The following is a 23,855-nucleotide window of genomic DNA, read 5'->3' on the forward strand; positions in this document are numbered from 1 at the left end:
CGGCAGAAGGCTCTCCGGCGACCACACCTGCCGGAATTCGTCACCGCGGCGAACGCTGTGCCGGCCACCGGCCGTACAGGTGATTCCCGCGGACCTGTGGCCGGGCGGGTGTGGTGCGCGGCGCGGCCAGGAAGAGATACGTCCGCGCCGCGATGTCACGCCCCCGGGCCGCAGGCGGTGCGCCGCCCCTTGAGGGGTGGGGCAGGCGACGAAGCAACCGTCCGCCCCGGCACCCCTTGTCCGGTCCCATCCCCACCAGAGGTCCCGAGTTGAAGCACACCCGCGTACCGACGCCCCGCACCGTCCTCACCGGTGCCGCTCTGGTGGTGGCCCTGACCGTCGCCACACTCACCCTGCAGACCGCCGATGCCGCCCCCGCCAAGAACCCCGACCCCCCGTCGGCCAGCGCCGCCGGCCAGCGCGCCAAGGGCCTCAGCTCCACCCTCGGCGCCGACGGGGCAGGCGCCTACTACGACGCCGAGCACCACAAGCTCATCGTCAACGTCACCACCGAGGCCGCCGCGGCCAAGGCGCGGGCGGCCGGCGCCGAACCCAGGATCGTCAAGCACTCGCTCGCCTCGCTGGACGCCGCCCGCGCGACCCTCAAGAAGCAGGCCACGATCCCCGGCACCTCCTGGGGGATGGACCCGAGGACCAACAAGGTGGTCATCAACGCCGACCGCACGGTCCAGGGCGACAAGCTGGAGCAGCTCAAGAGGGTCGCCGCGTCACTCGGTGACCGGGTCGCCCTCAGGCAGTCGGCGGACGCGCTGCGGCCACTGATCGCCGGCGGCGACGCCATCTGGGGGACCGGAGCACGCTGCTCGCTCGGCTTCAACGTCACCAAGGGCGGCCAGCCGTACTTCCTGACCGCGGGGCACTGCACCAACGCCGTACGGAGCTGGTCCGCGACGCAGGGGGGCACCGAGATCGCGATGACCGAGGCCGGGACCTTCCCCGGCGACGACTTCGGGCTCGTGAAGTACACCGCCGCCGACATCCTGCACCCCAGCGCGGTGGATCTCTACAACGGCAGCATGCAGACCATCGCCAAGGCGGGCGATCCGATCGTGGGCCAGAAGGTGCAGCGCAGCGGCGGCTCCACGCATGTGCATGAAGGTGACGTCATCGCCCTTGAGGTGACGGCCAACTACCAGCAGGGTTCGGTCGACGGTCTCATCCAGGCCACCGTCTGCGCGGAGGCGGGGGACAGCGGCGGCTCGCTCTACGAGGGTGACACCGCGCTCGGCCTGACCTCAGGCGGCAGGGGCGACTGTTCCCTGGGCGGCGTGACCTACTACCAGCCGGTGCGCGAGGCCCTTGAGAAGACCGGAGCACAGATCGGCTGATCCGGCCGGAGCACGCACACGACGACAGCCCGGCACACCCACCCTCCGCCTCCCCGAGCCCCGGAATAGCCCTTGACCATGCCACATGTCGGGGCGTCAGCCGGCAGATGAAAGAGTGTCCCGCTGAGTGAGGACGGGCCTTTGACGGGCCGGGGGCGGACAGGGTGGGGACGGTATGAACGTGCGGGCGCGGGAGAACGACGGTCGGGAGCCGGGGGGCCACGTCCTGCCGGATGACACGGTGCCCCTGCGGCCACGCCTGGGGAACCGGAATCCGGCGGGGGAGCAGAGCGCTCCGTTGCCGTCGCAGGCCGGTGCGCCGATACCCGAGCCGAAGGGTGCGGGTGGTGGCGCAGCCGGTCTGCTGAAGTCCAGCGCCGTCATGGCGGCGGGCACCATCGTCTCCCGCATCACCGGCTTTCTCCGCACGCTCGTCATGGCCGCGGCGATCGGCGTAGGCCCCCTCAACGACTCCTACCAGGTCGCCAATGTCCTGCCCGCGATGATCTATTTCCTGGTCGGCGGCGGTGCGCTGAACGCCGTCTTCGTCCCGCAACTCGTGCGCGCCATGAAGAAGGACGACGACGGTGGTGAGGCCTACGCCAACCGTCTGATCACCCTGGTCATGGTGGTGCTGGCGGGTGTCACGGTCGTCTGTGTGCTGGCGGCTCCGCTGCTGGTGCACATGATGTCGCCGGACATCGCCGCCGACCCACGGCGGATGGCCGTCACCGTGACCTTCGCCCGCTACTGCCTGCCCACCATGTTCTTCATGGGCGCCCACCTGGTGCTCGGACAGATCCTCAACGCCCGGGGCCGCTTCGGCGCGATGATGTGGACCCCGGTACTCAACAACCTCGTGACCATTGCGGCCTTCGGCGGTTTCATCTGGGCCTTCGGCGGCTTCACCGATTCCGGCGTCGACCCCTCCACCATCACCCCCGAAGGGGTACGGCTCCTGGGCCTCGGCACCCTCCTGGGCCTCGCCGTCCAAGCGCTGGCGATGCTGCCCTATCTGCGCGACGCCCGGTTCACACTCCGCCCGCGTTTCGACTTCCGTGGCCATGGCCTCGGCAAGGCCATGGGCCTGGCCAAATGGACGCTCCTCTTCGTCCTCGCCAACCAGCTCGGCCAGACCGTCGTGATTCAACTGGCCACCAAGGCGGGCTCACTCGCCGATCGAGCCGGGTACACCGGCTCCGGCTTCACCGCCTACAACTACGCCCAGCTGCTGTGGCAGATGCCGCAGGCCATCATCACCGTGTCGGTCATGACCGCGGTGCTGCCCCGGATGTCCCGCGCGGTCCAGGACGACGACGTGACGGCGATCCGCGACGACCTCTCCTACGGCCTGCGGACCTCCGCCGTCGCCATCGTGCCCTGCGCGTTCGCCTTCCTGGCGCTGGGTGTACCGATGGCCACCCTGCTCTACGCCGGCTCCGGCGCCGAGGGCGCCCGGGGCATCGGCTACGTCCTCATGGCCTTCGGCCCGGGACTCATCCCCTTCTCGGTGCAATACGTCGTGCTGCGCGGCTTCTACGCCTACGAGGACACCCGGACCCCCTTCTACAACACCGTCATCGTCGCCGTGGTGAACGCCGCCGCGTCCGGGGCGTGCTTCGCCCTCCTCCCGCCGCGCTGGGCCGTCGCCGGAATGGCCGCCTCGTACGGCCTGGGCTACGCGGTCGGCGTCGGAACCGCCTGGCGCCGTCTGCGCAGGCGGCTGGGCGGCGATCTGGACGGCTCCCGCGTCCTGCGTACCTATGCCCGGCTGACCGGCGCGGCGATCCCCGCCGCGCTGGCCGGCGGCGGTGTGGCGTACGCGGTCACCCAGGCCCTCGGCAGCGACGCCCTGGGCTCACTCGTGACGCTGCTGGCCGGCGGGAGCGTCCTGCTCGGTGTCTTCGTGCTGCTCGCGCACTGGATGCGGGTGTCGGAACTCAGCGCCATGGTCGGCATGGTCCGGGGACGCCTCGGCCGCTGAGCCCGGCATGGGGCGAGGCGGTTGGCGGGCTGTCGACGTCAGTCGGCGAAGCGGCGGACATAGCGCTTCTGCCAGGGGGTTTCGACGGCCCGGGGATCGTAGTTCCGGCGTACAAAGTCCACTGCCTCGCCGGCCGGTACACCGTCCAGGACAGCGAGACAGGCCAGGGCGGTGCCGGTCCGGCCACGGCCACCGGCGCAGGCGAGCTCGACGCGTTCGGCGTCGGCACGCTCCCATGCCGTACGGAGCATGGCCTGGGCATGTGTGTGACTGCTGGGCAGCCGGAAGTCGGGCCAGCGAAGCCACTGGAATTCCCAGGGGACCTCGGGCGGCTGCTTGCCGAGGAGATAGACGGCGAAGGCCGGTGTCGGGCCGGCCGGCAGCGGTCGGCGAAGCCCCCGGCCTCGGATCAGCCGGCCGGAAGGAAGCCTCAGGATCCCGGCGTCGGTAGCGTTCCAGGTATCGGTCACCCGTTCACCGTAGCCGTGGGCGTGATCAAGCACGGGTCATTCAGCGGTAGTTGACGGCGTTCACCATCGAGGTCCGGACGGTGGCGCGGTGTGCGTCCGCGCCCGGCGTATCAGGGGCGGAGCCCAGCAGCGACGCCGGAGTTTTGAACCCCTGCCGATGCGCGCTCTGCCATTTGGGTGAGGGGTCGTCAAGGACCTTGCAGGCGTCCTCACCCCAATGGATAACTGGTCACATTCCAATCCGGTGGGCTGCCCATTCCTCTCGGGGGAGAGGCAACTGGTCTGCCCTTGTGTCCGATTGAGAGTGCAGGCAGCGGTGCGGCCCTGGCATCGAGGCAGCGCTCCCACGTTGAGGAAGTGCATTCACCACCCGGTGCCTGTTCGTGCGTACCGGCTGGTGTGGTAGCTCACGTCACCTCTTCCTGGGGGCGTCATGCGAACTGTCCGCACGTTGCGATCCATCCTCGGGGTCTGCGCGCTGACCATGGGACTGACCGTGGCCATGGCCGCGGCTCCGACCACGGCGCACGCCCAGATCCCGGTGCTGTGCAGCGAGACCTCGCTGGTGAACGCGATCAACACGGCGAACGCCGCCGGCGGGGACACCTTGGCGCTGGTTCCGTTCTGCACCTACCAGCTCACCAGTGCTCACGGCAGCTCGCCCCACGGGCCGGTGGGGCTGCCGCCGATCACCACCCCGATCACCCTGCTGGGTCTGGGAGTCACCATCACCCGCGCACCGAGCGCGCCGGCCTTCCGGATTCTGCAGGTGGAGGGCGCCGCGAACGTGCCGGGCACCAACGGCCAGTTGAGCGCGGTGGGAATCACCCTCCGCGGTGGCAGCGCGGTGTCTCCGTACCCAGGAGGCGGGCTGTCGAACCTGGGCGGCACGGTCTCGCTGCTCTCCAGTTCCGTCACCGGCAACACCGCCGTCGCCGGCGGCGGCATCTACAACGACAACGGCAGCATCACGCTGACCACCAGCTCCGTCACCGGCAACCAGGCAACCTCCAGTGGGGGCGGCATCTACGTCAACTCCGGTGGGGTGACGTTGCTGGCCACGACCGTGCGAGACAACTCCCCGGACAACTGTGCTCCGTCAGGCAGCGTCATGGGCTGCACCTGACGGTCCGGCCGAGCTCTCGGCCGAATGCTCCACCAGGCACCACCCCAACCGTCGACGGCGAACGCGGCCATCCGGTTCCGGCTCAGCTCTCCCTCACACACACCTCACCGAAGGAGCATCATCATGCCCATCTCCCCCAACCAGGGATCGACCGGCGGCGGTACCACGGTCGTCATCACCGGTACCAACCTCGGCGGCGCCACCGCTGTGCGCTTCGGCACCAAGACAGCCACCATCACCGCCAACACCCCCACCTCGGTCACCGTGACATCCCCGTCCGGCACCGGCACCGTACCGGTGACGGTGACCACCCCCGGCGGGACCAGCAACCCGCTGCAGTTCTTCTACGTAGGTGCGCCGTTCAAGTCCTCCCTGTCCCCGGTGACCGGCGTCACCGCGGGCGGCAACACCGTCACCATCACCGGCACCGGTCTGAGCACCGCCACCGCGGTCAACTTCGGTGCCACCGCCGCGACCCCGACCGTGGTGAACGACGGTCAGCTGACCGTCACCGTTCCGGCGGGCGCGGCGGCCGGCCCGGTGGGCGTCTCGGTCACCACCGCGGGCGGCACCAACAACGGCCTGTCGTACACCTACGTCGACGCGCCCACGATCGTCAGCCTGAACCCCACCTCGGGCCCGGCGACCGGCGGCACGGTCGTGACCATCACCGGCACCAACCTCGCCACCACGCAGTCGGTCGACTTCGAGGGCACGCTCGCACCGTTCTCCGTCCTCAGCGACACCAGCCTCTCGGTCGTCACCCCGCCCGGAGCTGCCGGTGCCGTCGATGTCACCGTGACCACCAGCGGTGGTACCGCCACCTCCACCGACGCCTTCACCTACCTCGCCGGTCCCGGCATCTGACCGGACCTTGAGCCGCCGATGGCCTGGTCGTGCGATCAGGTGGGCGGACAACCCGCCCGGACAGGGGGCGAACCTCCCTGCCCGGGCCCTACTTCCCTCCCTTGACGAGCCTCGGCCCGGTGCTGCTCCACAGGCCGGCCGGGGCTCACGCCCACAAAGGACCATGGCCGTGAATCGCTCCGTACCCCCGCCCACCATTACCGCCGTGCTGCCGCTGGCGGCAGCCACGCCCGCCGTCACGTCCGTCTCCCCCACTTCGGGTTCCACCGCGGGTGGCACCCAGGTGACGGTGACCGGCACCGGCTTCACCGGCGCCACCGGCGTCCGCTTCGGCGCCACGCAGGCCTCCTTCACCGTCAACTCCGACACCCAGATCACCGCCACCGCCCCCGCTGGTTCCGGAACGGTGCAGGTCACCGTGACCACCCCCGCCGGCACCAGCAACCAGTTCGTCACCTTCGCCTACGTCACCGCGCCTGTGCCGGTGTTGAGTTCGGTGAGTCCGAGCTCGGGTCCGGCGTCTGGTGGGACGGTGGTGACGTTGTCGGGTTCGGGGTTTTCGGGTGCGACGGCGGTGCGGTTCGGTGGTGTGTCGGCTGCGTTCACTGTGGTGTCGGGTTCGCAGATTACGGCGACGGCGCCGGCGGGGTCGGGGACTGTGCAGGTGACGGTCACGACGCCTGGTGGTACCAGCAATGGTGTGTCGTTCACGTATGTCTCGGTGCCTGTGCCGGTGTTGAGTTCGGTGAGTCCGAGCTCGGGTCCGGCGTCTGGTGGGACGGTGGTGACGTTGTCGGGTTCGGGGTTTTCGGGTGCGACGGCGGTGCGGTTCGGTGGTGTGTCGGCTGCGTTCACTGTGGTGTCGGGTTCGCAGATTACGGCGACGGCGCCGGCGGGGTCGGGGACTGTGCAGGTGACGGTCACGACGCCTGGTGGTACCAGCAATGGTGTGTCGTTCACGTATGTCTCGGTGCCTGTGCCGGTGTTGAGTTCGGTGAGTCCGACTTCGGGTCCGGCGTCTGGTGGGACGGTGGTGACGTTGTCGGGTTCGGGGTTTTCGGGTGCGACGGCGGTGCGGTTCGGTGGTGTGTCGGCTGCGTTCACTGTGGTGTCGGCTACGCAGATTACGGCGACGGCGCCCCCGGGATCCGGGACTGTGCAGGTCACCGTCACGACGCCCGGTGGCACCAGCAACGGTGTGTCATTCACCTACGTCTCCGCGCCTGTGCCGGCCCTGACCTCGGCGACTCCCAACTCCGGCCCGGCCGCCGGTGGGACGACGGTCACGCTCACCGGCACGGGCCTGGCCGCCACCACCGCGGTGCGGTTCGGTGCCACACCGGCAACCTCCTTCACCGTCGTCTCCGACACCCACGTCACCGCCGTCGCCCCGGCCGGAACCGGCACCGTGCAGATCACCGTCACGACCCCGGGCGGCACCAGCAACGGCCTCTCCTACACCTACTCCGGCGCCCCCACCCTGAGCGGCATCAGCCCCAACCAGGGGAGCACGTCAGGCGGGAACACGGTCACCCTCACCGGCACCAATCTCACCGGAGCCACCTCGGTCCTCTTCGGCGCCACCCCTGCGACCTCCTTCACGGTGGTCTCCCCGACCCAGATCACCGCCGTGGCCCCCGCGGCCACCGCCGGGCCGGTCGACGTCACCGTCATCACCCCCGGCGGCACCAGCACCCTCCCGAATGCCTACTTCTACGTCAGCCCCCCGGTGCTCCTCGGCGTCGCCCCGCTCTCGGGCCCGCTCGCGGGCGGGAACACCGTCACGCTCACCGGCACGCACCTCATCGAGGCCACCGCGGTGCGCTTCGGAGCCACCGCCGCCACCTCGTTCACGGTGGTATCGGACACCCAGATCACCGCCGTGGTCCCGGCGGGAGCCGCCGGACCGGTGCAGGTCACCGTCACCACTGTCGGCGGCACGAGCAACCCGGTCTCCTACACCTACCTGGCGGCGCCCATCGTCACGACTCTGGTGCCGAACCAGGGGCCCGCCTCCGGTGGCAGCACCGTCACCCTCACCGGCAGCAACTTCGCCCAGACGACCATGGTGCTCTTCGGCGCCGTGCCGACCGGGTTCACCGTCGTCTCCGACACCCACCTCGTCGCCGACGTCCTGGCCGGAGTCGCCGGGCCGGTCGCCATCACCGTCACCTCTCCTGGCGGCACCAGCGCCCCGACGACCTACACCCGAGTTGCGCCCCCCGGTATCTGATACGGCTGCGGACCCAGGCACCCCAAGCCCTTCTCCCGCCGGCGGCACGTGCGGAGGCGCGGCGGTGCGTCCCCTCCTCGCTCGCAGGCTCCGGGGACGCACCGCAAAGGAGATGCTCGGAGCCACGCGGTGACGTAATGTGCACTCCCAGAAGGTGACACTTACTTGGGGAGGGCTTGATGGTTCCGGAACTGGTCAGGACTTGGGTGTCCGGCTGGGCCGTCTCACGGCACACGCCGAGGCCGGCCGAAAGGCCCTGGGGGCTCTACGTCGAAGTGGGCCGGCCGGACCAAGTGGGGCGTCATGTGCTGCCGGACGCCCATGAGTTGGCGGTTCGCGAGGCGGCTGCCTCGGTCACCGTGCCGCACACCTGGCTCAAGGTACCCATGGATCCGGAGGGGGTCGGGCGCTGGCTCCCTGCGGGCTGGGTGGTGGACAAGGGTGAGACGGGCCATCTGATGGCCACGGACCTCCGGGCCACGGCACCGAGGGCACCCGAGGGCTACACCGCCTCGGTGGAGACCCGCGACGGCGTCACCTACGTCCAAGTGCACGACGCAGCAGGCGAATTGGCCGCGAAGGGGCAGATGGCCCTCCTCGGGAAGGCTACGGTCATCGACAGCGTCACGACCGAGCGGGCCCATCGCCGCCGCGGCCTGGGCGCCTTCGTCATGCGTGCCCTCGCCGATCACGCGGTGACCGAAGGCGCCGCCCTTGGCGTACTGGGCGCGACCGACGAAGGGCGTGCGCTGTACGAGACGCTGGACTGGAAGGTGTACGCGCCGCTGGCGGCATGCATTTACCGGCCTTAGGGCGTGTCTCTTCCGCAGCGTGCCGAGCTGATCTGCGAGTGGTGTCTCCGGATCGATCGGTGCAGCTGGAGCAGCTGGAGCAGCTGGAGCAGTTCGATCCACTCGACGCGCAGCCGGCGCGGGGCCTGCTCGACCTGGGCGCGCAGCACGGCCGGCCGCCCGTCAAGTCTCCACTCGTCGGAGGGCCCCGATCGCGCAACGCCGACCTTGGTCGTGACGAGCGGCCCCTCCGGCCGTGCCCGTCAGGGCGTCACGCCGGCCCTCACCTTCTCCTCCCACTCGATCCGATGGAAGTGGAACGGGCGGAACATCTCCTCCGGTGCGGGGAACGCCGGCGCGTGCTCGCCCTTGCCGGCCTTGACCTTGTTGACGGCCGCCGCATGGAGGCCGATCGCTTCCACCCGCGGGCGGCGCAGGGCCTCATAGGTGGCGAACGCCTCGTCGGGCGTGGGCAGATCGCGGAGGCAGCGGGCCAGTTCGACCGCGCTCTCGATGGCCAGCGAGGCGCCCTGACCGGAGCTGGAGGAGGGGGCGTGCACCGCGTCGCCCACCAGTACCATCCGGCCGCGGTGCCAGTGCGGTACGGACGGCATACGCTCCATCCGGCCGACCACCATCAGCTCGTCGGGGCCGGTGTGCCGCAGCAGCTGCTCGCCCGGGACGTGGCCGGCGTACAGCTCGCGCAGCCTGGTGAGCCACTCGGCGGCAGGCACCTGCGCCAGTTCGGCCGGGCCCGGCGGGGTGTCCGTCGGCAGACCGGCAAACCAGATCAGCCGCTTGTCCGGACCCCGCCAGTAGCCCATGAAGGCGCGGCCGAACGCGAAATGCATGGCGCCGGGCTCGGTCTCGACCCCGCTGTCCGCCGCCGCGTAACCACCGAAGCTCAGGACGCCGCCGTACTCGGGGGTGGGTGCCTGCGGGTCGATCACGGTGCGGACGGTGGAGCGGATGCCGTCGGCGCCGATCAGGATGTCGCCGGTCGCGGAGGTCCCGTCGGCGAAGTGGGCGGTGACGCCGTCGGGCGTCTCCTCGGCGGCGACCAGCCGTTTGCCGTACGCGAACCGAACACCTTCGGCGACCGCATGGTCGGTCAGTGCCCGGAACAGCCGGTCGCGCGGCATCGTCAGCGTGGCGGGCAGCTCGGGGAAACCACCGAAAGCGGCGAGGCGGTTCCCGGCACCGTCCGCCATCACCACACCGGGCACCGGCTGCCCGATGGCCCTCACCGCCGCATCGGCACCGACCACTGCCAGACCCGCCAGGCCGTTCGGTGCCAGACCCAGCCAGGCCCCCACTCCGTCCGCCGCGCTGGGGTACGCCTCATGGACCGTCGCCGTGATGCCCGCCCTGCGCAGCGCGAGCGCCGTTACCGGGCCCGCCACACCGCCCCCTATGACCAACGCCGTCCGCACACCGGCACCGTGACCGCCGTTGTTGCTCATGTCCCCTCCCGTGGCCGCTTGGATACTGCTGAAGACATAGTTGCAATGCAACTAGTAGAAATGCAACTAGTTTCTTCGCTGACTACGATGCCGGGTATGACCGCCACCGTGAAGAGCTCGCCGCTCGGCCTGACCGTGCTGGTGCTGCTGCACCACCGGCCGCTGCACCCGTACGGCATCCAGCAGCTGCTCAAGCGGTGGGGCAAGGTGCACGTCGTCAACGTCGGCCAGCGGGCCGGGCTTTACCGCACCATCGAGCGGCTGCAGGCCGGCGGACTGATCGCCGTCCGGCAGACCGAGCGCGACCAGCTGTACCCCGAGCGGACCGTCTACGAGGTGACCGATGAGGGCCGGGCGGTCACCCGTGACTGGCTGGAGCAGATGCTGGCAGTCCCCAAGGCGGAGTTCCCGGTGTTCCCGGCGGCGCTGTCCAACATGCTCATGCTCAGCCCGGCCGAGGTGCTGCCGATCCTGGAGCGGCGTGCGGCCCGGCTCGCGGACCGACGCGCCGAGTTGGAGCGCCAGACCGCCGACGCCGAGGTCGGACTGCCGCGGATCACTCTGATCGAGAACGAATATCTGCTGGCCGTCCTCGGTGCCGAGGAGCGATGGCTCCAGGGGGTGATGAGCGACCTTCGGGACGGCAGTCTGACGTGGTCCGCGGAGATGCTCGCCGCGTTCCAGGAGGCGTCCGAGCCGACTTCGGACGAGTAGGGGCGGGCGACCGCGTTCACCGTGCCGGGCGGTGTTTCATCGCCCGCTTCCGCATGCCCCCGTTTCTGAATGCATTCCGTCCGCACAGTCGTTGAGCGGTCTCTTCGACGCTGATCCTGCGGGCAATTCATCGTTGCTGATATTGCGGAAAGCGCGGAGAACGGCCGGTCTTCTACTCGGCTGTCCAGGGAACTTCCCCACATACTCAGGCAACGACGGGCTGGGGCCAGCACGGAGAGGCGGGGGAGCGATGCTGGTGAGCAACTTCAGCACAGAGATGGTAGCTGCGCAGGACCGGTTCGCGCTGTGGGAGGAATTCGCTTCCCAATCACACATGCGCAACTGGATGCGCAGCGAACACGAAGACAACTTCCGTGCGACGATGCGTGTGCTGGACATGGGTGACGCGCAGATATCGACGATGACCTTCCCGAGTCTGGAGGTCGTGCGCACACCCAAGCTCATACGGCAGCAAAGTGATCGGGAATTCTATCAAGTCAATTGCGTGCTCGCCGGTGCCGGCGGCGCTTCCCAGGGCGATCGGAATACGTCCATCCGGCAGGGGCAACTGGTGCTCGTGGACAGCAGCCTTCCGTTCCGTGGGCAGCTCCATGGCGAGGTGGAGAACTATGCCGCCATGATCATCCAGCTGCCCCGGGAACTGCTGCCACTGCCCTGGAAAACCGTTCAGCGGGTGAGCGCTCGCCCGATAAGCGGCTGCCAAGGGCTGGGCGGGGTGCTCTGGCGCTGGCTCACCGAGGTCAATGCCCGCGCCGAGGAGTTCACCCCCGCCGATATCCCCACGCTGCGGTCGGTCACCGCGGATCTCCTCGCCGCGGTGCTCGGCCGCTGCCTGGACGCCGAGGACACCATGACCCCGGAATCCCGAAGACGTGCCCTGCAGGTGCAGATCCGCGACTTCATCCGCCGGCATCTCGGCGACCCCTCGCTCTCCCCGGCCACCATTGCCGCGGCCCACCGCATATCGGTCCGCTACGTACACCAGCTGTTCGCCGAGGAAGGCACCACGGCCGCCGCCTGGATACGCGGCCGCCGCCTGGAACGCTGCCGCCGCGATCTCGCCAACCCCCACCTCCAGCTCCGCCCCATCCATGCCATCGCCGCCCAGTGGGGCTTCATCGATCCCGCGCACTTCAGCCGCGCCTTCCGCGCGGCCTACGGCATGCCGCCCCGGGACTACCGGCAGCACGCCCTCCGCGGCGCCGTGCGCGAATCGGCAAGCGCTCTGCACGGATAGTCAACGCGATCCGCCGCCGTCCCCGGCATCGTCGTGTCCGGGCACCGGCGCAGACCGTCCGAGCCCGTCAGCTGTGCGTACGGATGCGATTCCAGCACCGCACTCATGTCCCACGACGCGGAGTCGTGGGCCGATCAGGACTTGGAGCAACCATGTTCGCAAGGATGGAAACACTGGGGAGCAGACTCCTCGAACGGATCGTGCCGAAGGTGGCAGCCGACGCTTCGAGCACCTCGTGCGACTACCAGTACCTGTGCGTACGAGGCACCAGCGGATGTAACTCGACCCGCCACACGTGGTGGAAGTACCGGCTGGCGTGCTCGGACGGCTCCACGGGCGACTGGATCTTCGGCTACTGCGACAACTGCACGCCCGGTGACTGGAACTGACTGAACCAGGTGCCGTGTTGCTGGGGCGGGTCTCCGGGCCCGCCCCAGGAACGCTTCCCGGAGGATGCCATGGTCTACCTGATGACCGGTCTGAAATGCCTGATCGGCGTGGTCTTCCTGCTCGCGCTGTGCGGCAAGACGCTGGTCCGCGGCGGGTTCGGTGGGTTCGAACGGTCGCTGCGCAGTCTGGTGGTCGTGCCCCGGGCCCACGTGCGGCCGCTGGCGGTGCTCATCGTCGCCGGTGAAGCGGGCGTGGTGCTGGCCCTGGCGGTGCCCGGCCGGGCGACGGCGGTGGCGGGCTTCGCGCTGGCCATCGCTCTGCTGCTGGTCTTCACCGCCGGCCTCGCTCGCGCGCTGCGGAGCGGCGCACAGACACCCTGCCACTGCTTCGGCGCCTCCACGACCCCGCTGGGGCCGCACCATCTCCTCCGTAACCTGCTCCTCGCCGTGCTCGCTCTCCTTGGCGCGACCATCACGGCCGTCGCCGCGCCGGACGGGCACCCGGCAGGGGCACTGGTGGCGGCAGCGGCCGGTCTCGTCCTCGGCGGGCTCGTCGCCGCCCTCGACGAACTGCTGGCCCTGTTCTCGCCGATGACGCCGGAACGACGATGAACCTGGAGCCGATATGCCTTACCTGACCGCCGCGGTCGTGTTCGTCGGAGCGCTGAGCGCGCTCAACCTGGTCCTCGCCCTGGCGATGGTCAAACGACTGCGGGAACACAGCGGGTTGCTGACCGGCCGACGGGGCGCCCCCTCCGCAGAACTCGAAGTCGGCACGCGGATCGCCGAGTTCGAGACCGTGACCGAGGCAGGTGAGCCCCTGACCCGGGCGTCACTGGCCGATGACCTGCTGGTGGCGTTCCTCTCGCCCGGCTGCGCCCCGTGCGTCGAGAAGCTGCCGGCGTTCGTGGCCCACACACGGTCCCTGCCCGGCGGGCGCCGCGGTGTCCTGGCCGTCGTGGTCGGAGAGCCCCGGGAGGCCGCCGCGTTCGCCGCGCCGCTCGGCCCGGTCGCCCAGGTGGTGATCGAGGAGCCCAACGGTGCGCTGAGCAGGGCTTTCGGGGTGCATTCCTACCCCACTCTGCTGCGGATCGGCCCCGACGCCGAAGGGCGGCCGGTGGTCACCTCCAACGCGGTGGACCTGAAGCGCCCGACGGCGATGGCCGCATGAAGCCCGTGCCGAAGCCCGCGGCGCCCGGTCCGGTACCGCACACACCTCCGCAGTCCGCAACGGACGGGGCGGCTCCGCTCCGTCTGGCCCGGGCGGCCTGCACCCTGGTCGCGGCAGCGGCGCCCGTCCTGCTCACCGGATACGCCGTACTCACCCTGGCCGCCGGCGTGCTGCCCGTGGCGACCGCGTGGCTGACCAAGCTCGTCCTGGACGCACTGGCCGATGGCGCGCCTCTCGCGCAGGTCGCCCGGCCCGCGATGGGACTGGCGGCGGCCGGGGTCGCCCTGGTGCTGACGGGGGAGGTCGCCCAGTATCTGCGGGCGCAGCTGGGCCGGGAAGTCGCCGTCACGGCGCAGGAACGCCTCTACCGGGCGGTGGACGGCTTCGTAGGTCTGCGCCGACTCGAAGACCCCGCGTTCCTGGACCGGCTGCGGCTCGCCCAGCAGTCCGGCGGGGCCTCACCGGGCCAGGTGCTCGACGCGGTGCTCACCGTCGCCGGCTCCGTTTTCACCGTCACCGGCTTCCTCGGCTCGCTGTTCGTCCTCAGCCCCCTGATGACCCTCCTGGTCACGGCCGCCTCGGTACCGGTGCTGGCCGCCGAGCTGTGGCTGTCGCGGCTGCGCGCACGCATGGCGTGGGACCTGGGCCCCGTGGAGCGCCGCGAGTTCTTCTACAGCACGCTGCTCTCGCGGATGGAAGCGGCGAAAGAGGTGCGGCTGTTCGGCACCGGCGCCTTTCTGCGCGGGCGTATGGTCGCCGACCGGCGGGCCGTGAACGAGGCACGACGCGGCCTCGATCTGCGGGAGGCACGGGTGCAGACCGCACTGGGACTGCTCGCGGCACTGGTCTCCGGGGGCGGGCTGCTGTGGGCGGTGGCGGCGGCCAGGGACGGCCGGCTCTCCGTCGGCGACGTCACGATCTTCGTCGCCGCCATCGGCGGGGTGCAGGGCGCGCTCGCCTCGCTCGCCACCGCCTTCGCCAGGACCCATCAGGCACTGTTGCTGTTCGGCCACTACACCGCCGTGGTCGATGCCGGACCGGACCTGCCCGTTCCCCCGGAGCCGCGCACGCTCCCCGCGCTACGGCACGGCATCGAGCTCAAAGACGTGTGGTTCCGCTACGCGGACGACCACCCATGGGTGCTGCGCGGCATCGATCTGTTCCTCCCGCACGGCACCTCCCTCGCACTCGTCGGCCTCAACGGCGCCGGAAAGTCGACCCTCATCAAGCTCATCTGCCGCTTCTACGACCCGACTCGGGGAGCCGTGCTGTGGGACGGCGTCGACCTCCGCGACACCGACCCGGCCGAACTCCGCAGCCGCCTCGGCGCGGTTTTCCAGGACTACATGAACTACGACATGACCGCGACCGAGAACATCGCCCTCGGCGACATCTCCGCGAGCCCCGACCACGCCCGGGTCGCCGCGGCGGCGACCCGGGCGGGAATCGCCCCCCAACTGGCCGCTCTGCCACACGGATACGACACCCTGCTGTCCCGGATCTTCTTCGCCGGAACGGACCGGGACGACCCCGAAACGGGCGTCGTCCTCTCCGGAGGCCAGTGGCAACGGCTCGCCCTGGCCCGCGCCTTCCTGCGGGACCGCCGTGACCTCATGATCCTGGACGAACCGTCGTCGGGCCTCGACGCCGAGGCCGAGGCCGAGATCCACTCCTCGTTGAAGCGCCACCGCAGCGGACGCACCAGCCTGTTGATCTCGCACCGGCTGGGAGCGGTGCGGGAAGCGGACACGATCGCCGTGCTGCGCGACGGCCGCATCGCGGAACTCGGCAGCCATGACGCGCTGATGGCCGCAGAGGGTGCGTACGCCCGGCTGTTCGCGCTCCAAGCCGCCGGCTACCGGGACACCACCGCGGCACCTAACGGACGGCAGCCATGAGCGCCGCGACGGCCGCCGCCCTCCTCGGCCTCGCAGGACTGCTGCCCGCGGCCGCCGTCCTGCTGGGCCACCGCCTCGTTGTCGTGACCGTACGAGGAGTGAGCATGGCCCCTGCCTACCGGGACGGCGACCGGGTGCTCGTCCGCCGCACCGCCCGCCCCACCCGAGGTCAGGTACTCGTCGTGGAACGGCCCGCCGTCCACACACGGTGGCCGAGCGGCCCCCTGCCCGCCGGCGCCGGAGCCCGGGCGGTGGGACAGCGCCAGTGGCTGATCAAGCGACTGGCGGCACTCCCCGGTGACCCGGTACCGGAGCCCATGCTGTCCGCGTCGCCCTTTGCCCGCCCCCGGCCGCCCCGAGTGCCGGAGCCCATGCTCTCCGCGCCGCCCCTTGCCCGCCCCGGCCCGCCCCGGGTGCCGGCCGGCAGTCTGGTCCTGCTCGGTGACAACCTGCAACACAGCGTGGACTCCCGGCACTTCGGGTTCTACCCGGCCGACCGCGTCCTGGGCACGGTCGTCCGACCGCTGAGGCCGGCTCGCGCACGCCGGCAGTTCAGGTCGGCTTCACCCCGCCGACCAGGTCCGCCGGCGGGGTGAGGCCGACGTCCTGCGATCAGGTGCAGCACTCAGCTGCACCGCCCAGCTCCCTCCGCGAGCGGTCCGGCCCGCTCTGCCCACGCCGTCCCGCACGCGTACAAGGAGGTGGGGGAGAGGCGGGCACCACGGCGGGCCCCATCTGCGAGCCGGTGTTCATCGGGTGGACTGCCAGGCCTCGGCGAACAGTATGTGGAGGGGGCGCGGAGGCAACAGGCGGGTGAACGGGCCCTGTATTTCCCTCCGTTCGGTGGATATGGCGCCGTACGCCGCGAGCTTGGCGGTCTCCAGTGGCAGGTGTGGAGCCTTGAGGTCCGTCCAGCCGCCGGGGATGAAGACCGAGCGGCCGGCGCGGGAGCGCTTGTCCGCCAGCACGGCCTGGCACGCGACGAGCTCCGCCTGCGCGGTGCGGTGCCGCGTCTGCGTCCAGCCGTTCCACCGGCGGATGTTGCGGTCGGTGGGGCGGGCCAGGGTGAGCAACTGGAGGTAGAGCGCGGCGGCGTCGCGGCCGACGGCGAGCGCAGCGGCCGCCTCGTCGACCAGTTCGGGCACGCTCAGCAGCGGATTCGCCTCATAGCCGCCGGCCGGAACGGGAGTGTGCGCGGCGCGCTCCGCCAGCGCTTCGACGCCGTCGCGCAGCATCCGTATCCGGTCGATCGCGGCGACCAGCGCGCCGTGGCCGAGGTCTGCGCAGATCCGGGTCGCGTACTCGTAGCGGCCGCGCTCGGAGAAGCCCGCAGGGCGCAGGAAGACCTGCGACAGGGACGTCTCCGCCTGGACGATGAGCAGGCCCTGGTCGTAGAGCACCGGCGGGCGCCGGCTGTCGGGGAGTGGTCCGGTGACCGCCACGGGATGGAGTGCGGGCCCGAAGACGCCGGCGACATCGGTGTCGAGGGCATGGCTGTGCAGATCGACGAGGAGTTCCGGTGCGTCGAGGCGCTCGCGCAGCCGGGCGCAGAGCGCCGGTACGCCCACTGTGACGGGATCGCCTACGGGCCGCTCGGTCAGCGCCCAGACCAGCAGGGACGCGATCCCGGCGTAGGGCATGGTGCGCGACGGCCATTTGCCGGGGGAGCCGTCGGCGGCGGCAGGGTAGACATGCGGGTAGCCGTATTCATCGGTGGCGATCAGATGCCGCAGGTCTTCGGTCAGCAGGCTGCCGCCGTCGGGCGCGCTCAGCTCCGACGAGAAGGAATCGTCGAGCCCCAGCTCGCGTTCCACCTCCGCGCTGAGCTCCTCGTCGACCTGGCGTTGCCGGCCGAGGAGCGCCGTCCATGCCGCCGCCATCCGCTCCGCAGCCGCGACCGGGCCACCGGGTGTCCACAGCTCCGCCGGGTCGTCGGGCGGACCGGCCGCCAGCACGCGCCGCCGACCGTCCGTCCCGAGGCGCGCGACCAGATGCTCCGCCTCCCGGACGACCTGGACCGTCGCCTGATACGGCTTGGCCCGCAGCATGCGCTGGGTGCCGGTGCGTCCATCGTTCTTGGTGGGCAGTCCGGCGAGGGCCCAGACGGCGACGGCCCGGCGTACGCCCGTGCCCGCGACGAACGCAGCGACCGCCTCGGGGGTGATACGGACGGGGCCGTGAGCGGCGCGCAGGTCCAGCAGAGCGCGCAGGCGGGCCGCGTCCTCGCGGGTGACCGTGACGGTGCGGACCTCGGTGGCAGCCTCGGGCACGGGGGCGGATGCGGGCTGGACGAAGCGGTATTCGGCGGCCGGGTCGAGAGGGGCCTTGGGATCCGGGGCGATCTGCTGGCGGCCGTCTCCCATACCGGTGGCCACGGCCCGCCCGTCCGCGCAGAGCGGGCGCAGGGCCTCGCCGGTGGCGCGGCCCAGCCGCCAGGCCCCGGGCTCGGCGAACGGTGTAGCGGCCCAGGTACGCAGCAGGGCGTCGAGCGCGGTGACGTCCTCCGCTGCCGTGGTCTCGACGGCGAAGCGCCAGGCCGCGGCGTCGATGTGGCCCAGCAGCACTGCCCAGTCCCGGGGCCGGGCCGGAGGGCTGACCCTTCGGGCACCGTCGTCGATCCGGCCGCGCAGAAACTCCCCGTCGGCGGCGAGCGCCGTGACGGTCGCGGGCCGCGTGCCGGGCCGGGAGGACATGACGTAAGGCCTGACCAGCTCGCGCAGGGCGGCGAACAGCGCGACATCGGCGACCTCACCCGCCGGGCGGACCTGGGCGCCCGCCCCGATCAGCGCGACACGGCCGGAGATCACCTCGCGGCGCTCGGCCACCGTGGCCGCGGCGCGCGCCGCACGAACCACGCCGTCGAGGATCCGCGGATGGGTCACTCCGGGCAGCACACGGGCGGATGCGGCGCGGACGGCGTCCTCATCGCCCGTACGGGCCGTCTCCAGCAGGGCCCGCGCGGCATCCTCCCCGACGGTGCGCAGAGCGCCGGAGGACGCGGTGTCGCGCGGGGTCAGGAAGTGCCAGAAGGCGGGCGGCGGGAACATCGGCGCGTCCTGCCCGGAGCCCGCCCACCGGCCCCGGCGTTTCGGCTGGGGGAATCCCCGTACCTGCCACAGCAGGGAGTTGTCGTCGGCGGAGTAGCAGCGCATGGCGTCGTGCTCGGTCACCACGGCTTCTGCGCCGCCTTCGGGAAGCCGGATGATGCCCCAGGGGTCCTCTCCCTGGCGGGTGACCTGGAATTCGGCGCGCCGCCCGTCGACGCCCTCCAGCAGATAGCGCCGGGGCGCGCTGCGCTTCCAGTGCAGCACCCGGCAGCCGGACACCCCGTCCGCCTGCCCCAGCGGAGAGGCGGGGGCACCGGGCGGCAGCGGGGCGAGGGTTTGCAGGTCATGGGTGCGGACCAGGCCCTGGGGCGGCTCGGCGGCGAGGAACGGCGGCAGACCGGCCCGGTCGGTGCGCGCTCCGGTCACCGGGTCGATCTCCCGCCAGGCGCCGTTGTCGCGCTCGCCGCCGAAGAGACGTGAACTCCACAGCCGGGTACCGTCATTGAGCTGCTGCTCGAAGTAGCCGATGCCCTCGTGTCCCCCTGGCCGCAGGACCCGTTCGCCGTCGTACCGGCCGGTGCCGTCGGCGGTGGCGAACTGATAGCCGAGCGCGCCGTCCGTACTGCCACCGAACGGGACCATGCCGAGCGCCGCCGCGGGCTCGAAGACCTCCTCGGGCCGGTCGGCCCAGAAGGCCTTGCGCGCATAAGTCGAGTGACCGTCAGGGGAGCAGCCGACCAGAAAGCTGCCGCCGACGTAGAAGACGGAGTGCACCGCGCCGTCCTCCGGGAGGGAGAAAGTGCACTCGCCGCGCCGCCCGGCGAAGTCCACGGCGATGGCCCGTTCCCGGGTGAAGACGGTCAGCACCGGCCAGGTGCAGGTGACACCGGCCACCGCCGTACCCACCTCGGCCCGCGCTACCCCGGATGTCCCGGGCTCTTCCGACCGCCCTGCCGCCGACCGCCAAGTCCCGTCCCCCGCAGCGCCATTGAGCTCTGCGAGGGCATCGTCCAGCGCAGGCCAGCCCAGCTCTTCCGGCAGACCGGAGCGCAAGGTGCGCAGCAGTGGGCCGATGCCGTCGAGGTCCTTGAGCGCGGCGTCGATGCCGTCGAGTGCCGTGATCGCAGGCGGGCTCAGAACGGTGTCCAGCTCCGCCACCGCCTCCTGCGCCGCGCCCAGCCCGCCCTCCGCCAGGGCGTCCAGCAGTCGGGTCACCCGTGCGTGCAGCTCCGGATCCGCCCCCTCGCGCAGGGGCAGACGCGCGCCCGTGGGCGGGGGCTTCGGCGCATAGCGGGTACCGGCCAGCCGCACTCCCAGCACCGGATCGGCGGCGAGCGCCCGCATGTCGCGCCGGGACTCCTTCCCCCAGAACTCCAACTCGACCCGAGGGCCCGGATCCACCACGGCCAGCCCGCTCGCCAGGCACAGGTCGACGAGATCGGCGTCGAAGCGGGGACGCCGGAACCGTGTCTGATGGAGGCACAGCGGAGTGTCATCCGCCTTGATCCGAGAAGCCATGCGGGGCACCAGGGCGAACAGCTCCGGTGGCATGGCCTGCCGCCGGACGGCACGGCCCGTCTTCAGGAAGGAGTAGTGGCGGGCGAAGTCGCTCAGCCATGCCGCCGCTCCGCCGGCCGGGACGATCCGCCCTTCGGCCATGGCCTCGTCGATACCGGTCGCCGCCAGCAGCCGCAGCCATGCGCCGCCGTCGGTGGCCGAGGTCGGGAACAGCTCGGCCAGCGCCTGGCGCACCGTCGGCTCCGGGGGCACCGTTGCGAAGACCCGGGCGGCGCCCTCCAACAGACCGTCCGGAAGAGGCGTCCCCTTCGCGGCGGCGAGGAGGTCGCCGAGTGCCCGCGCGCCGTCTTCCGCGCTCAGCCCGGCAGCCTTGCCCGATGCCTGGATCCTTCGGTGCGCATCCTTCGGCAGCGCGGCGCCCCCGGCGGCGATGGCCTGCAGAAGCCGCAGGAACTCCTGGTGGGCGGTGCGGGGTTCGAGTGTGGCGTGCAGCCGGCGCTGGTGGACGGCGGGCACCGTCGCGGGCAGGGCGCCGAAGCGTGCGAAGAGCAGAGTGTTCTCGCGGTGGTAGACCTCGTCGACCGGCAGGCCGTGCTCCTCCTCCGCCGCGCGGGCCAGACCGTAGGCCTTCGCCGCATGACGCGGCTGCCGTCGGGCGATGCGATGCCCGGTCATGTCCCAGAACCACGGCAACTGCTCCACCGGGAGGTCCCGCGCCCGGTACTTGACCCGGTCCAGGAAGCGGCCCGGCTTCTCGTAAATCTCGAAGCCGTTCTCCTGGATCAGCGCGAGCAGGGCGCGCGCCTCGTCCTCCGCCGCGGGCGCATGGAGTGTCGCCCAGTCCAGGTAGACGGTGGAGTTGTGGGGATCGGCGGGCGGCATGACCGACGGAGCAGCAGACATGTGAGGATCGTGCCATGCGCCACTGACATTCGGCTCTGCCTGTGGATAACGGCGACGGCCCAGGGAACGGCCCATTGGCGGCCCATGGACACGGCCCCCAACGCCGGTGCTTTCACTGCCGACGGGCATGGCGGAACGCCCCGCCGATTCCTCCGCCGCACGCTCATGGCCGTACCTGTATGGGACTATTCCGGCGCAGTGCACGAGCGGCCGGAGCCGGCGCCGCTCGTGCCGGGTTCGTGCAGCAAAGGGCCGGCGAGTACGCGTTGTGTCGTGCAGGGGGAACCGGGTGTTTGCGATATCGCTGGGTGACGACGGTGCCGAGCTGCGGCCGCTGGAGCCGTGGCATGCCGGGGAGTTCCTCGCGCACATGGACCGGGGCCGCGAGTACATCGGCCAATACGTCGCGCTGCCGGACCGCGCCACCGACCTCGCGTCCGCCACGGCATTTCTGCAGATGTACGCGGACAAGGCAGCGGCCGACAGCGGCCGTCTCTACGGCATCTGGAGTGATGGAGTGCTCGTCGGCGGTGTCTTGTTCGTGACGTTCGACGTCACGTTCGGCAGCTGCGAGGCCGGCTGCTGGCTGGAGGAGTCGGCGGTCGGGCGCGGGCTGATCACGCGCGCGACCCGGGTAATCATCGATTGGGCCGTCGAGGAGCGCGGGATGCACCGCGTGGAGTGGATCGCGGCCTCGGCCAATACCCCGAGCATCAATGTCGCCAAGCGGCTCGGCATGGTGCGCGAAGGAGTGCAGCGGGAAAGCTACCCGCACCGGGGCGTACGCCACGACATGGAGGTCTGGTCGGTCCTGGCCCCCGAATGGCGCCGACAGCGCGAAACCGCCTGCTGACCACGGTCGGGTCCGGTCCCGCACCGGCCCCGGTGCCGCCCCCGCAGCCGTTCTGGGCATCCATGGCTCCCTTCCGGACTACCGCGGCTTCAACCCGCGGTTTGAGGGTTATCCGCCCATCGGCCCTGCCCCGACGGCCAGATACGGCACAAAGTCTCCGGTCCCACTTCAATGGAACGCTTGAAGTCATGACTGCCGACAACAGCGAACTGCCTGGTCCGAGGCCTGCGGTGGAGCCGGAGCCCGTCGAAAGCGCCGGTCAGACCGACCACATCCGAAACCCAACGCACGACGACCTCCCTAACTCAACGCAAGACGACCTCCCTCGCGCTGGTGGAGTTGGTGGAGATGATCGGGGGACTCCCGACCTCGCCGCCCCGCCCCGCTGGCGGGAGCTTTTGGGCCCGGAGTATCGCGGAGCCGCGGTGGTACTGGCCGCCGGCGTACTCGTCGGCGCGGTCAATATCTACCTGGCATCGAGCATGTTGCCCACCGCGGTGGCCGATATCGGGGGCGAGAGTTTCTACGCGTGGAACATGACGCTCTACCTGGTCGCCATGGTGATCGCGACGATGCTCGTCAGCCGGTTCCTCGCACGATGGGGGAGTGCCGGTGCCTACCTCGTCGGGTTCGCCCTGTTCCTGGTGGGCTCACTGGCTTGTGCGGTGAGTCCGACGATGCCGGTGTTGCTGGTGGGCCGCTGTCTCCAAGGGCTCGGTGCCGGGCTGCTGTCCGGACTGGGGTTCGCCGTCATCCGGTCGGCGCTGCCACGTCGGCTCTGGACCCGCGGCAATGCGCTGATGTCGGCGATGTACGGCGTCGGAAACTTCGTCGGTCCGGCGCTCGGTGGTCTCTTCGCCCAATTCGGCTCGTGGCGCCTGGCGTTCGTCCTGATGGCGGGGGTCGCGGCGGTGTGCGGCGCGGCCGTGCCCCGTGTGCTGCCCCGAGGTGAATGCAACGGCGCGGCGGCTCCGGTGCCGGTCGTGTCGCTGGTGCTGGTCATGGCCGCCACCGCGGCCGTCAGTGTGGCGGGCGTCCTGCACGACATCGTGGCGAGGGCAGCCGGCCTTGCGGTGGCGCTGCTGTTGGTCGTCGGATTCGTCGCCCATGAGCGGCGCAGCGAGCGACGGGTCTTCCCCGGCGCGGCATACCGTGCGGGTTCCGCGCTGAAGTGGGTCTACCTGACGCTCGGTCTGCTCGCCTTCGGCGTCGCGGTCGAGTCGTTCGTTCCGCTGTTCGGCCAACGACTGGCCGGGCTGCCCCCACTCGTGGCCGGTTTCTTCGGGGCGGCCGTCTCCCTCGGGTGGTCTCTGACCCAGATCGGCAGCTCATCGGCGGTCCGGGAGCGCACCGTGCGCCGACTGCGCACCCTTGGCCCGGTGTTGCTTGCGCTCGGCTTCCTCGTCCAGGGGCTGCTGCTGCGTGAGAACGTGCCCATCTGGTGGGTGGTCATCTGGGTGCCGGTGTTGTGCGTCGCCGGATCGGGCATCGGGATCGCCTACCCGCACCTGTCCGTGGCCGCGATGGCGGCCGCCGCGGACCCGGCGGAAGGCCGGCAGGCGGCCGCGGCGATCGCCACCGTGACGACGATGTCCACCGCGTTCGGCACGGCGGTCGCCGGTGTCCTGGTCGGTCTGGGCGGGCCGTCGACGCTCGGCTCGGCGCGATGGCTGCTGTTCGGCTTCGCCGTCCTCTGCGCGATCGGCATCTTCACCGCACGCGCCGCGGACCGTACGAGCCGCCCCGAGCGGTCAGCGGCGGCCGACCGCAGCTCGGTCACCCAGGGCTCGTGAGGGGGTGCTCGATATGAGCAGGTCCCGG

At 71.0% G+C, this 23,855-nt stretch carries 17 protein-coding genes and 2 pseudogenes; 15 read left to right on the forward strand and 4 right to left on the reverse strand.

The window, feature by feature from the left end; all coding sequences use genetic code 11:
• Window positions 1–269 precede the first annotated feature (269 nt).
• Both NUT86_RS39100 and murJ read left to right on the forward strand, forming a co-directional pair.
• Window positions 270–1,349 carry a S1 family peptidase gene (locus tag NUT86_RS39100; RefSeq protein ID WP_274740168.1) on the forward strand — a complete coding sequence of 360 codons (1,080 nt, stop codon included), beginning with the start codon at window positions 270–272 and terminating at the stop codon, window positions 1,347–1,349.
• Between the two features lie 175 nt (window positions 1,350–1,524).
• Window positions 1,525–3,333, forward strand: a complete 1,809-nt coding sequence (gene murJ, locus NUT86_RS39105; RefSeq protein ID WP_274740170.1) for a murein biosynthesis integral membrane protein MurJ — start codon at window positions 1,525–1,527, stop codon at window positions 3,331–3,333.
• A gap of 38 nt (window positions 3,334–3,371) precedes the next feature.
• On the opposite strand, the gene NUT86_RS39110 is transcribed toward murJ, so the two are convergent.
• Window positions 3,372–3,803: a protein-tyrosine phosphatase family protein gene (locus tag NUT86_RS39110; protein ID WP_266440264.1), complete on the reverse strand. Its 432-nt coding sequence runs from the start codon at window positions 3,801–3,803 to the stop codon at window positions 3,372–3,374.
• 451 nt (window positions 3,804–4,254) lie between these two features.
• On the opposite strand from NUT86_RS39110, the gene NUT86_RS39115 reads away from it, so the two are divergent.
• The 5 genes and pseudogenes from NUT86_RS39115 (at window position 4,255) to NUT86_RS39135 (ending at window position 8,841) form a co-directional block, all read left to right on the forward strand.
• Window positions 4,255–4,929, forward strand: a complete 675-nt coding sequence (locus NUT86_RS39115) for a hypothetical protein (protein ID WP_229837795.1) — start codon at window positions 4,255–4,257, stop codon at window positions 4,927–4,929.
• A gap of 123 nt (window positions 4,930–5,052) precedes the next feature.
• A complete protein-coding gene (locus NUT86_RS39120) occupies window positions 5,053–5,796 on the forward strand; it encodes an IPT/TIG domain-containing protein (protein ID WP_159483740.1) in 744 nt (247 codons plus the stop codon).
• Window positions 5,797–5,959: 163 nt separating this feature from the next.
• Window positions 5,960–6,949, forward strand: a pseudogene (locus tag NUT86_RS39125) (IPT/TIG domain-containing protein); the annotation flags it as partial.
• Between the two features lie 45 nt (window positions 6,950–6,994).
• Window positions 6,995–8,029 carry an IPT/TIG domain-containing protein gene (locus tag NUT86_RS39130; RefSeq protein WP_446750850.1) on the forward strand — a complete coding sequence of 345 codons (1,035 nt, stop codon included), beginning with the start codon at window positions 6,995–6,997 and terminating at the stop codon, window positions 8,027–8,029.
• Between the two features lie 179 nt (window positions 8,030–8,208).
• Complete coding sequence (locus NUT86_RS39135; RefSeq protein WP_167540474.1) at window positions 8,209–8,841, forward strand: GNAT family N-acetyltransferase; 633 nt, start codon at window positions 8,209–8,211, stop codon at window positions 8,839–8,841.
• Between the two features lie 12 nt (window positions 8,842–8,853).
• Here NUT86_RS39135 and NUT86_RS39140 read toward each other — a convergent pair.
• Window positions 8,854–9,074: pseudogene (locus NUT86_RS39140) on the reverse strand (aldo/keto reductase); the annotation flags it as partial.
• A gap of 9 nt (window positions 9,075–9,083) precedes the next feature.
• A complete protein-coding gene (locus NUT86_RS39145; protein ID WP_274740173.1) occupies window positions 9,084–10,283 on the reverse strand; it encodes an FAD-dependent monooxygenase in 1,200 nt (399 codons plus the stop codon).
• Between the two features lie 96 nt (window positions 10,284–10,379).
• Here NUT86_RS39145 and NUT86_RS39150 point away from each other — a divergent pair, with 96 nt between their 5' ends.
• From NUT86_RS39150 to lepB, 6 genes are all read left to right on the forward strand, one after another.
• Entirely contained in the window at window positions 10,380–10,997 is a 618-nt protein-coding gene (locus tag NUT86_RS39150; protein ID WP_020397753.1) for a PadR family transcriptional regulator, read from the forward strand.
• Between the two features lie 250 nt (window positions 10,998–11,247).
• Window positions 11,248–12,255 (forward strand): AraC-like ligand-binding domain-containing protein, encoded by a 1,008-nt coding sequence (locus NUT86_RS39155; protein ID WP_266440271.1) that lies wholly within the window; start codon window positions 11,248–11,250, stop codon window positions 12,253–12,255.
• 470 nt (window positions 12,256–12,725) lie between these two features.
• Entirely contained in the window at window positions 12,726–13,256 is a 531-nt protein-coding gene (locus NUT86_RS39160) for a MauE/DoxX family redox-associated membrane protein (RefSeq protein ID WP_274740174.1), read from the forward strand.
• A 13-nt stretch (window positions 13,257–13,269) separates the two neighbouring features.
• The gene (locus NUT86_RS39165; protein ID WP_093635705.1) at window positions 13,270–13,815 is read left to right on the forward strand and encodes a TlpA family protein disulfide reductase; all 546 of its coding nucleotides are present in this window, start codon (window positions 13,270–13,272) and stop codon (window positions 13,813–13,815) included.
• Complete coding sequence (locus NUT86_RS39170; protein ID WP_274740175.1) at window positions 13,812–15,713, forward strand: ABC transporter ATP-binding protein; 1,902 nt, start codon at window positions 13,812–13,814, stop codon at window positions 15,711–15,713. The genes NUT86_RS39165 and NUT86_RS39170 overlap by 4 nt, the downstream gene beginning before the upstream one ends.
• Window positions 15,710–16,309 carry a signal peptidase I gene (gene lepB, locus NUT86_RS39175; protein WP_274740176.1) on the forward strand — a complete coding sequence of 200 codons (600 nt, stop codon included), beginning with the start codon at window positions 15,710–15,712 and terminating at the stop codon, window positions 16,307–16,309. The genes NUT86_RS39170 and lepB overlap by 4 nt, the downstream gene beginning before the upstream one ends.
• 153 nt (window positions 16,310–16,462) lie before the next feature.
• Here the strand turns inward: lepB and NUT86_RS39180 are convergent, their stop codons facing one another.
• Window positions 16,463–21,181, reverse strand: a complete 4,719-nt coding sequence (locus NUT86_RS39180; protein WP_274740177.1) for a hypothetical protein — start codon at window positions 21,179–21,181, stop codon at window positions 16,463–16,465.
• Between the two features lie 289 nt (window positions 21,182–21,470).
• On the opposite strand from NUT86_RS39180, the gene NUT86_RS39185 reads away from it, so the two are divergent.
• Window positions 21,471–22,034 (forward strand): GNAT family N-acetyltransferase, encoded by a 564-nt coding sequence (locus NUT86_RS39185; RefSeq protein WP_159483722.1) that lies wholly within the window; start codon window positions 21,471–21,473, stop codon window positions 22,032–22,034.
• Window positions 22,035–22,459: 425 nt separating this feature from the next.
• Window positions 22,460–23,827 (forward strand): MFS transporter, encoded by a 1,368-nt coding sequence (locus NUT86_RS39190; protein ID WP_274740178.1) that lies wholly within the window; start codon window positions 22,460–22,462, stop codon window positions 23,825–23,827.
• Window positions 23,828–23,855: the final 28 nt, after the last annotated feature.

The organism is Streptomyces sp. G7(2002), assembly GCF_028870195.1.
Classification (GTDB): domain Bacteria; phylum Actinomycetota; class Actinomycetes; order Streptomycetales; family Streptomycetaceae; genus Streptomyces; species Streptomyces nigrescens.

Bases quoted from the DNA above. Each gene is read 5' to 3' on its own strand.
- murJ (WP_274740170.1), top strand. From the start codon at position 1,525: ATGAACGTGCGGGCGCGGGAGAACGACGGTCGGGAGCCGGGGGGCCAC.
- NUT86_RS39120 (WP_159483740.1), top strand. From the start codon at position 5,053: ATGCCCATCTCCCCCAACCAGGGATCGACCGGCGGCGGTACCACGGTC.
- NUT86_RS39135 (WP_167540474.1), top strand. From the start codon at position 8,209: ATGGTTCCGGAACTGGTCAGGACTTGGGTGTCCGGCTGGGCCGTCTCA.
- NUT86_RS39145 (WP_274740173.1), bottom strand. From the start codon at position 10,283: ATGAGCAACAACGGCGGTCACGGTGCCGGTGTGCGGACGGCGTTGGTC.
- NUT86_RS39150 (WP_020397753.1), top strand. From the start codon at position 10,380: ATGACCGCCACCGTGAAGAGCTCGCCGCTCGGCCTGACCGTGCTGGTG.
- NUT86_RS39155 (WP_266440271.1), top strand. From the start codon at position 11,248: ATGCTGGTGAGCAACTTCAGCACAGAGATGGTAGCTGCGCAGGACCGG.
- NUT86_RS39160 (WP_274740174.1), top strand. From the start codon at position 12,726: ATGACCGGTCTGAAATGCCTGATCGGCGTGGTCTTCCTGCTCGCGCTG.
- NUT86_RS39165 (WP_093635705.1), top strand. From the start codon at position 13,270: ATGCCTTACCTGACCGCCGCGGTCGTGTTCGTCGGAGCGCTGAGCGCG.
- NUT86_RS39170 (WP_274740175.1), top strand. From the start codon at position 13,812: ATGAAGCCCGTGCCGAAGCCCGCGGCGCCCGGTCCGGTACCGCACACA.
- lepB (WP_274740176.1), top strand. From the start codon at position 15,710: ATGAGCGCCGCGACGGCCGCCGCCCTCCTCGGCCTCGCAGGACTGCTG.
- NUT86_RS39180 (WP_274740177.1), bottom strand. From the start codon at position 21,181: ATGTCTGCTGCTCCGTCGGTCATGCCGCCCGCCGATCCCCACAACTCC.